Source organism: Pseudomonas sp. NPDC087639 (assembly GCF_044743385.1).
Lineage (GTDB): Bacteria > Pseudomonadota > Gammaproteobacteria > Pseudomonadales > Pseudomonadaceae > Aquipseudomonas.
The window spans coordinates 1-6731 of sequence record NZ_JBIUWI010000115.1 but is presented as its reverse complement, the minus strand read 5'-3'; the positions used below and the strand labels follow the sequence as shown (position 1 = coordinate 6731).

6 protein-coding genes and 1 pseudogene are annotated in these 6731 nt (G+C 60.3%); 2 read left to right on the top strand and 5 right to left on the bottom strand.

Features of this window, described 5'->3' with window-relative positions; genetic code table 11:
* The 4 genes and pseudogenes from argB to coaBC all read right to left on the bottom strand — a co-directional run.
* Positions 1-347 (bottom strand): acetylglutamate kinase (gene argB / locus ACIOVB_RS26405; protein ID WP_401272147.1); only part of this gene is annotated, 347 nt, incomplete at its 3' end.
* Between the two features lie 17 nt (positions 348-364).
* Positions 365-1768 (bottom strand): annotated as a pseudogene (locus ACIOVB_RS26400) (phosphomannomutase/phosphoglucomutase); the annotation flags it as partial.
* A 228-nt stretch (positions 1769-1996) separates the two neighbouring features.
* Positions 1997-2452: a dUTP diphosphatase gene (gene dut / locus ACIOVB_RS26395; RefSeq protein WP_016985816.1), complete on the bottom strand. Its 456-nt coding sequence runs from the start codon at positions 2450-2452 to the stop codon at positions 1997-1999.
* Between the two features lie 5 nt (positions 2453-2457).
* Entirely contained in the window at positions 2458-3666 is a 1209-nt protein-coding gene (gene coaBC / locus ACIOVB_RS26390; RefSeq protein WP_187680377.1) for a bifunctional phosphopantothenoylcysteine decarboxylase/phosphopantothenate--cysteine ligase CoaBC, read from the bottom strand.
* Between the two features lie 134 nt (positions 3667-3800).
* On the opposite strand from coaBC, the gene radC reads away from it, so the two are divergent.
* On the top strand, positions 3801-4475 hold the full coding sequence (radC, locus tag ACIOVB_RS26385) for a DNA repair protein RadC (RefSeq protein ID WP_401272146.1): 675 nt from the start codon (positions 3801-3803) through the stop codon (positions 4473-4475).
* A 130-nt stretch (positions 4476-4605) separates the two neighbouring features.
* On the opposite strand, the gene ACIOVB_RS26380 is transcribed toward radC, so the two are convergent.
* Positions 4606-6192, bottom strand: coding sequence for an ABC transporter substrate-binding protein (locus ACIOVB_RS26380; RefSeq protein ID WP_187680351.1), 1587 nt, complete (start codon positions 6190-6192; stop codon positions 4606-4608).
* Positions 6193-6640: 448 nt separating this feature from the next.
* On the opposite strand from ACIOVB_RS26380, the gene ACIOVB_RS26375 reads away from it, so the two are divergent.
* Positions 6641-6731, top strand: a 91-nt coding sequence (locus tag ACIOVB_RS26375; protein WP_401272149.1) for a bL28 family ribosomal protein, incomplete at its 3' end; no start/stop codon positions are given.

The window sequence follows — 6731 nt, the reverse complement described above, 5'->3', positions numbered from 1 at the left end:
ATCAGGTTGACGATGCTTTTGTTGACCTGACCGCCGAGAACCATTTCCACCACATCCATGGTCGCGGCGTCGGTGACGCGCATGCCATCGACGAAGTGGCTCTCGATCGACAGGCGCTTGAGCAGATCACCGATCTGCGGGCCACCACCATGAACCACGACCGGGTTGATGCCTACGGCTTTCATCAACACGATGTCGCGGGCGAAGCCGGTTTTCAGCTCCTCGCTTTCCATCGCGTTGCCGCCGTATTTGATCACCAGGGTCTTGCCGACATAACGTCGGATGTAAGGCAACGCTTCGGACAGAACCTGGGCGGTATGGGCGGCGGCTTCGCGTTCGAGGGTCATTCAGGGCTCCGGGTGGATCAGAACGGTAGTTGGAGATCAGGTGCAACGCGTTTCAATTGGGCGTGGAACACATCCTTGATGCGCTGCAATTCAGCCTCGTCATCGGCCTCGAAGCGCAGCACCAGCACCGGAGTGGTGTTGGACGCGCGCACCAGGCCCCAGCCTTTGGCGTAATCGACTCGCACGCCGTCGATGGTGGTCAGGTCAGCGCCTGCGCCCCACTGTGCGTCGTGCAGTGCATCAATGATGCTGAATTTGCTCTCTTCGGTCACATGGATATTGATTTCCGGCGTAGAAATATCGTTCGGGAAGGTCGCAAACAACTCTTCTGCCGTGGATTTTTCCTTGCTGAGGATCTCCAGCAGCCGGGCGGCGCTGTAGATACCGTCGTCGAAACCGAACCAGCGTTCCTTGAAGAAGATGTGCCCGCTCATTTCACCGGCCAACAGCGCGCCGGATTGTTTCATCTTCTTTTTGATCAACGAATGACCAGTCTTCCACATTAGCGGCCGGCCACCGTATTCCTTGATCAGCGGTACCAGGCGACGGGTGCATTTGACGTCGAAGATGATTTCCGCATCCGGGTTGCGCGCCACCACGTCGCGGGCGAACAGCATCAGCAGGCGATCTGGATAGACGATGCTGCCGGTGTTGGTCACTACGCCGACGCGGTCACCGTCGCCATCGAAAGCCAGGCCGAGGTCGGCGTTGGTTTCCTTGACCTTGGCGATCAGGTCGACGAGGTTTTCCGGTTTGCCCGGATCCGGGTGGTGATTCGGGAAATTGCCGTCAACTTCGCAGAACAGCGGGATGACTTCGCAGTTCAGCGCTTCGATCAGTTGCGGAGCAATCACGCCGGCCGCGCCGTTGCCGCAGTCGACCACGACTTTCAGGCGGCGGGCCAGTTTGATGTCCTGGACGATTTCGGTGTTATAGCGATCGAGAATTTCGACCTGAGTCACGCTGCCTTGGCCGCTGCTCAGATTGTTGGTCTTGATGCGCTCGTGCAGAACCTGGATCTGTTCGTTGGCGAGGGTGTCGCCGGCGATCACGATCTTGAAGCCGTTGTAGTTCGACGGGTTGTGGCTGCCGGTGAGCATCACGCCGGATTTGCCGGCCAGTACGTTGGCGGCGTAGTACAACGCAGGCGTTGGCACCAGACCGACATCGCTGACGTGGCAACCGCTCTCGGCAATACCGCGGATCAGTTCTGCGACCAGCTCCGGGCCGGACAAACGGCCGTCGCGGCCGACGGAAACGTTAGGCTCGCCTTGGGCCAGGCTCTGCGAGCCGATGGCGCGGCCGATCCAGTAAGCGGTTTCAGCATTGAGGAATTCCGGCACGGTGCCGCGAATGTCATAGGCGCGAAAGATGCTGTCGGGCAGCTTCGGGGCAATCTTGGCTGGGGTGCTCATCTGCGGAAATGCTCCATCTCGAAAGTGGTGGGTCACACCGACGATTCACTCGACGGCAGGCTCAAACTGAAGGGTATGACGGCGTTTTCCACAGAGAGTTCGTGGTATGAAAGGGCCATGACGCCTCGGCTGGCGTGGCTTTGGCCCGGCAAAACCTTGATTTGCGGCGGTAAATCTTTCAGATGAATCCGCACAAATTTCCCCTGTAGAAGCTGCTCCTACAGGGGTATCGGCTTATTTGGTGCCGGTATGCCCGAAACCGCCCGTGCCGCGTTCGGTTTCGACAAATTCTTCAACCATTTCGAAGTGCGCCTGTACCACTGGCACCAGCACCAGTTGCGCCAAGCGCTCGCCGACGGTCATGGTGAAGTCGGTCTGGCCGCGGTTCCAGCAGGACACCATCAGCGGGCCTTGATAATCGGAGTCGATCAGGCCAACGAGGTTGCCCAGCACGATGCCGTGTTTGTGGCCCATGCCTGAGCGCGGCAGGATCAGGGCGGCGAGGTTCGGGTCGCCGATGTAAACCGACAGACCGGTAGGGATCAGCACGGTTTCACCCGGTTTGATCACGATGTCCTGTTCCAGCATGGCGCGCAGGTCGAGGCCGGCGGAGCCTGGGGTGGCGTATTGCGGCAGCGGAAATTCGGTACCGATGCGTGGGTCGAGGATCTTGGCTTGCAAAGCGTGCATGTAAATTAAACCTGGTTCAGACGTTCGGCGATAAAAGTGACCAGTTGGCGAGCGATCTTGCTCTTGCTGGTCTGGGCGAAAACCGTGGCGTGCAGCTCACGGTCAATCACGCTGCAGGCGTTTTCTTCGCTGTTGAAACCGATGCTCGGGTTGGCGACGTCGTTGGCGACGATCAAATCGAGATTCTTGTCCTTCAGCTTGCGAGCAGCGTAGTCGAGCAGGTGTTCGGTCTCGGCGGCGAAGCCGACACTGAACGGACGGTCGGGACGGGTCGCAATGGTGGCCAGGATGTCCGGGTTACGCACCATTTGCAGGACGAAACCGTCGCCGCTCGTAGGATCTTTCTTGAGTTTTTGCGGGGCGATGACTTCCGGGCGGTAATCCGCGACCGCTGCCGAGGAGATGAACACGTCGCAAGGGATTGCGGCTTCGCACGCCGCGAGCATGTCGCGGGCACTGACCACGTCGATGCGCGTGACGCGATCCGGGGTCGGCAGGTGCACCGGGCCGCTGATCAGGGTCACGCGGGCACCGGCCTCAACCGCCGCTTCGGCCAGGGCAAAGCCCATTTTTCCGGAGCTATGGTTGGTGATGTAGCGCACCGGGTCGATGTTTTCCTGGGTCGGGCCGGCGGTGATCACCACGTGTTTGCCGGTCAATGCCTGACGCTGGAAGCAGTCCGCCGCGCACTGCGCCAGATCGGTGGCTTCCATCATGCGGCCCATGCCGACGTCGCCGCAGGCCTGGCTGCCGGAGGCCGGGCCGAAAGTCTTCAGGCCACGGCTTTCAAGGAGTTGCAGGTTGGCCTGGGTCGCCGGGTCGCGCCACATTGCCTGGTTCATCGCCGGAGCGACTGCCACTACGGCGTCGGTGGCCAGCACCAGCGTGGTCAGCAAATCGTTGGCGATACCTTGCGCCAGACGGGCGAGCAGGTCGGCGGTGGCCGGGGCGATCAGTACCAGATCGGCCCACTTGGCCAGCTCGATGTGGCCCATCGCCGCTTCGGCGGCCGGGTCGAGCAAATCCAGGTGAACCGGGTGGCCTGACAGGGCCTGCATGGTCAGCGGGGTAATGAACTCGGCGCCGCCGTGGGTCATGACCACGCGCACTTCGGCACCCTGGTCGATCAGGCGACGAACCAGATCAGCGCTCTTGTAGGCCGCGATGCCGCCGCCGACGCCCAGAACGATGCGTTTCCGATACAGCCGCTGCATAGGTTTGCCTTTCAATTCGTTGATGACTGCGGTGCGATGCCCCCTCCCCAGGGATAAATCGACCGCAAAAAAGATGGGCTACGATATCACAGCGACCGCTACGGAACAGCGGCGCCCACAGACAAGGAATGTGTATGAGTATTCGCGATTGGCCGGAGGCGGAAAGGCCGCGGGAGAAGCTACTTGAACAGGGTTCGGGGGCTCTCTCCGACGCTGAGTTGTTGGCGATCTTTTTACGAACCGGGGTCACTGGAAAAAGCGCGGTGGATCTGGCGCGACACCTGTTGAATCAGTTCGGCAGCCTGCGCGCGCTACTGGAGGCCGATCTAGTGGCGTTCAGCAAGCAATTGGGACTGGGGCCGGCAAAGTTTGCCCAGTTGCAGGCGGTGCTGGAGATGAGCCGTCGGCACTTGGCCGAGCGCATGCGTAAAAAACCGGCGCTGGAGAGTCCGCAAGCGGTTCGCGATTATCTGAAATCCATGCTGCGCCACGAGCCGCACGAGGTGTTTGGCTGCCTGTTTCTCGATTCCAAACATCAGGTTTTGGTGTTCGAGGCGCTGTTTCGCGGGTCGATCGATAACACCAGCGTGCATCCCCGGGAAGTCGTAAAGCGTGCCCTGGCAAACAACGCAGCGGCCGTGATCCTGTGCCACAACCACCCGTCGGGCAATACCGATCCCAGCCAGGCGGATCGACTCCTGACCAAGCGATTGCAGAAGGCGCTCGAACTGATTGATGTGCGGGTGCTGGATCACTTCATCGTTGGTGATGGCGAGCCACTGTCGATGGCGGAATGCGGCTGGATGTAAATCTCAGGAAAGCGCTACTCCCTGTGAGAGCTGGCTTGCCAGCGATAGCGGACTGACAGGCCGCAGTTGTGCTGAATGTGCCGCCGTCATCGCAGGCAAGTCAGCTCCCACAGGTTTTGTGTTGTTGCGGTTATTTGAGGCTGACCTTCGAATAGTCCTGCCGGCCGAACGGGCTCACCGAATAGCCCTGCACATCCTTGCGGGTCAGTGCGTACGCGGTCGGATGCGCCAGCGGCAGCCACAGCGCCTGCTGCTGAATCTGCGCCTGCGCCTGCTCATAGAGCTTGGTGCGCACCCCTTGCTCGCTGGTGGTCTTGCCAGCGCTGATCAGCTTGTCCAGGTCGGCATTGCAATAGCGGGCGAAGTTGGTGCCGGACTTGACCGCCGCGCAGGAAAACTGCGGTGTGAGGAAGTTGTCCGGATCGCCGTTGTCGCCGGCCCAGCCCATGAACAGCAAGTCATGCTCGCCCGCCTTGGCGCGGCGGATCAGCTCGCCCCACTCGATCACGCGGATCTCCGCCTGAATGCCGATTTCGGCGAGATCAGACTGCAACATCTGTGCGCCTAGGCTCGGGTTCGGGTTGAGCAGGCTGCCGGACGGACGCGTCCAGATGGTGGTCTGGAAGCCGTCCTTCAAGCCGGCCTTGGCCAGCAGTGCCTTGGCTTTCGCCACGTCGTGAGGGTAGCCCGCGAGGTTCTTCGCGTAGCCCCAGGTGTTCGGCGGATAAACCCCGTTGGCCGCTTCGGCAGTGTCTTCGAACACGGCTTTGATGTAGTTGGTCTTGTCGAAAGCCAGGTTGATGGCCTGCCGCACTTCTGGCTTGTCCAATGGCGGATGCTGGCTGTTGATGCCAACGAATGCGGTCATGAATGCGTCAGTCTTTTCGACTTTCAGCGTCGGTTCTTTCAGCGCTGCCTGTACGTCCAGGGGTTTTGGCGACAGGGCGATCTGGCATTCGTTACGCCGCAACTTTTGCAGGCGCACGTTGGCGTCCGGGGTAATGGCGAAGATCAGCGGGTCAACAGACGGCTTGCCGCCGAAGTAATCCGGGTTGGCTTTATAGCGAATCGCGGCGTCTTTCTGAAAACGGGTGAAGACGAACGGGCCGGTGCCGATCGGCTGGCTGTTGAGCTTCTCTGTCGCGTTGGCCTTGAGCAGCTTGTCGGCGTATTCCGCGGAATAGACCGAGGCGAAACCCATGCTCAGGGTGGCGAGGAAGGTCGAGTCCGGGTGATCGAGGGTGAAGCGCACGGTCAGCGGGTCCAGGGCATCGATCTTCTTGATCAGTGCCGGCAGTTGCATTGACTGCGCGTGCGGGAAGCCGCTCTGGGCGACTTTGTGCCAAGGATTGGCTGGGTCGAGCATGCGGTCAAAGCTGAATTTGACGTCTTCTGCGGTCAGCTCGCGGCTCGGCTTGAAGTAATCGGTGGTGTGAAACTTCACCTGCGGGTGCAGTTTGAAGATATAAGTCAGGCCGTCAGTGCTGACTTCCCAGCTGTCGGCCAGGCTCGGGACTACCTTGCCGCTGGCGGTGTCGAAGTCCACCAGGCGATTCATCAGCACGTCGGCCGAGGCATTGGTGGTGGTCAGCGAGTTGTATTGCACCACGTCGAACCCTTCAGGGCTGGCCTCGGTGCAGACGCTCAGCGCGGCGGCCTGGGCCAGGGGGCTCAGCAGGAGCGGGGCGAGCAACAGGGGTAGGGCAGCGAGGCGCATGGTCGGTTTCCTTTTACAGATCGAAGGCCCATCTGCAAGTGCAGTCTGGAAAAGTCCTACCCTAGAGGGCGCGATTGCAAATGACTATCCCCTTTTTGCATTTTTGGGGGCGGCCGTAGGCAGTTATGTGTGGCTGGTGGCGAGACGACGAGGGCGAATCGCGTGTATCAGCGGTTTTCTGCGACGAGCGGTAAAAACCGGTGCCGGCCTTTATCCAAAGCCCTTGCAGGCAGAATTCACGTGCTTTTATTGATTGATTGCACACCGAATGTTGTTGTACCCCGGTCTTTCTGGTATAAAGCAGCGCTCTTTTCTAGGGGCCCGGTTCCTTCACTGTAGGTGTAGCCGGTAAGACCTCTAAAGAAACGCGGCGCCTGGCGCCAAATGACTGAGAGATTAAGCGGCCAACCCATGCCGGGTTGGGCATGTGGGTGTAGAGGGCGGAGGCATGGCGAGAGGCTGTCAAGTTACCGGGAAGGGTCCGGTGACTGGGACTCACATGTCCCACGCAAACAACACGACCCGTCGGCGTTTCCTGC

Coding starts and splice junctions, on each gene's coding strand:
- dut (WP_016985816.1), bottom strand. CDS start 2,452: ATGCACGCTTTGCAAGCCAAGATCCTCGACCCACGCATCGGTACCGAA.
- coaBC (WP_187680377.1), bottom strand. CDS start 3,666: ATGCAGCGGCTGTATCGGAAACGCATCGTTCTGGGCGTCGGCGGCGGC.
- radC (WP_401272146.1), top strand. CDS start 3,801: ATGAGTATTCGCGATTGGCCGGAGGCGGAAAGGCCGCGGGAGAAGCTA.
- ACIOVB_RS26380 (WP_187680351.1), bottom strand. CDS start 6,192: ATGCGCCTCGCTGCCCTACCCCTGTTGCTCGCCCCGCTCCTGCTGAGC.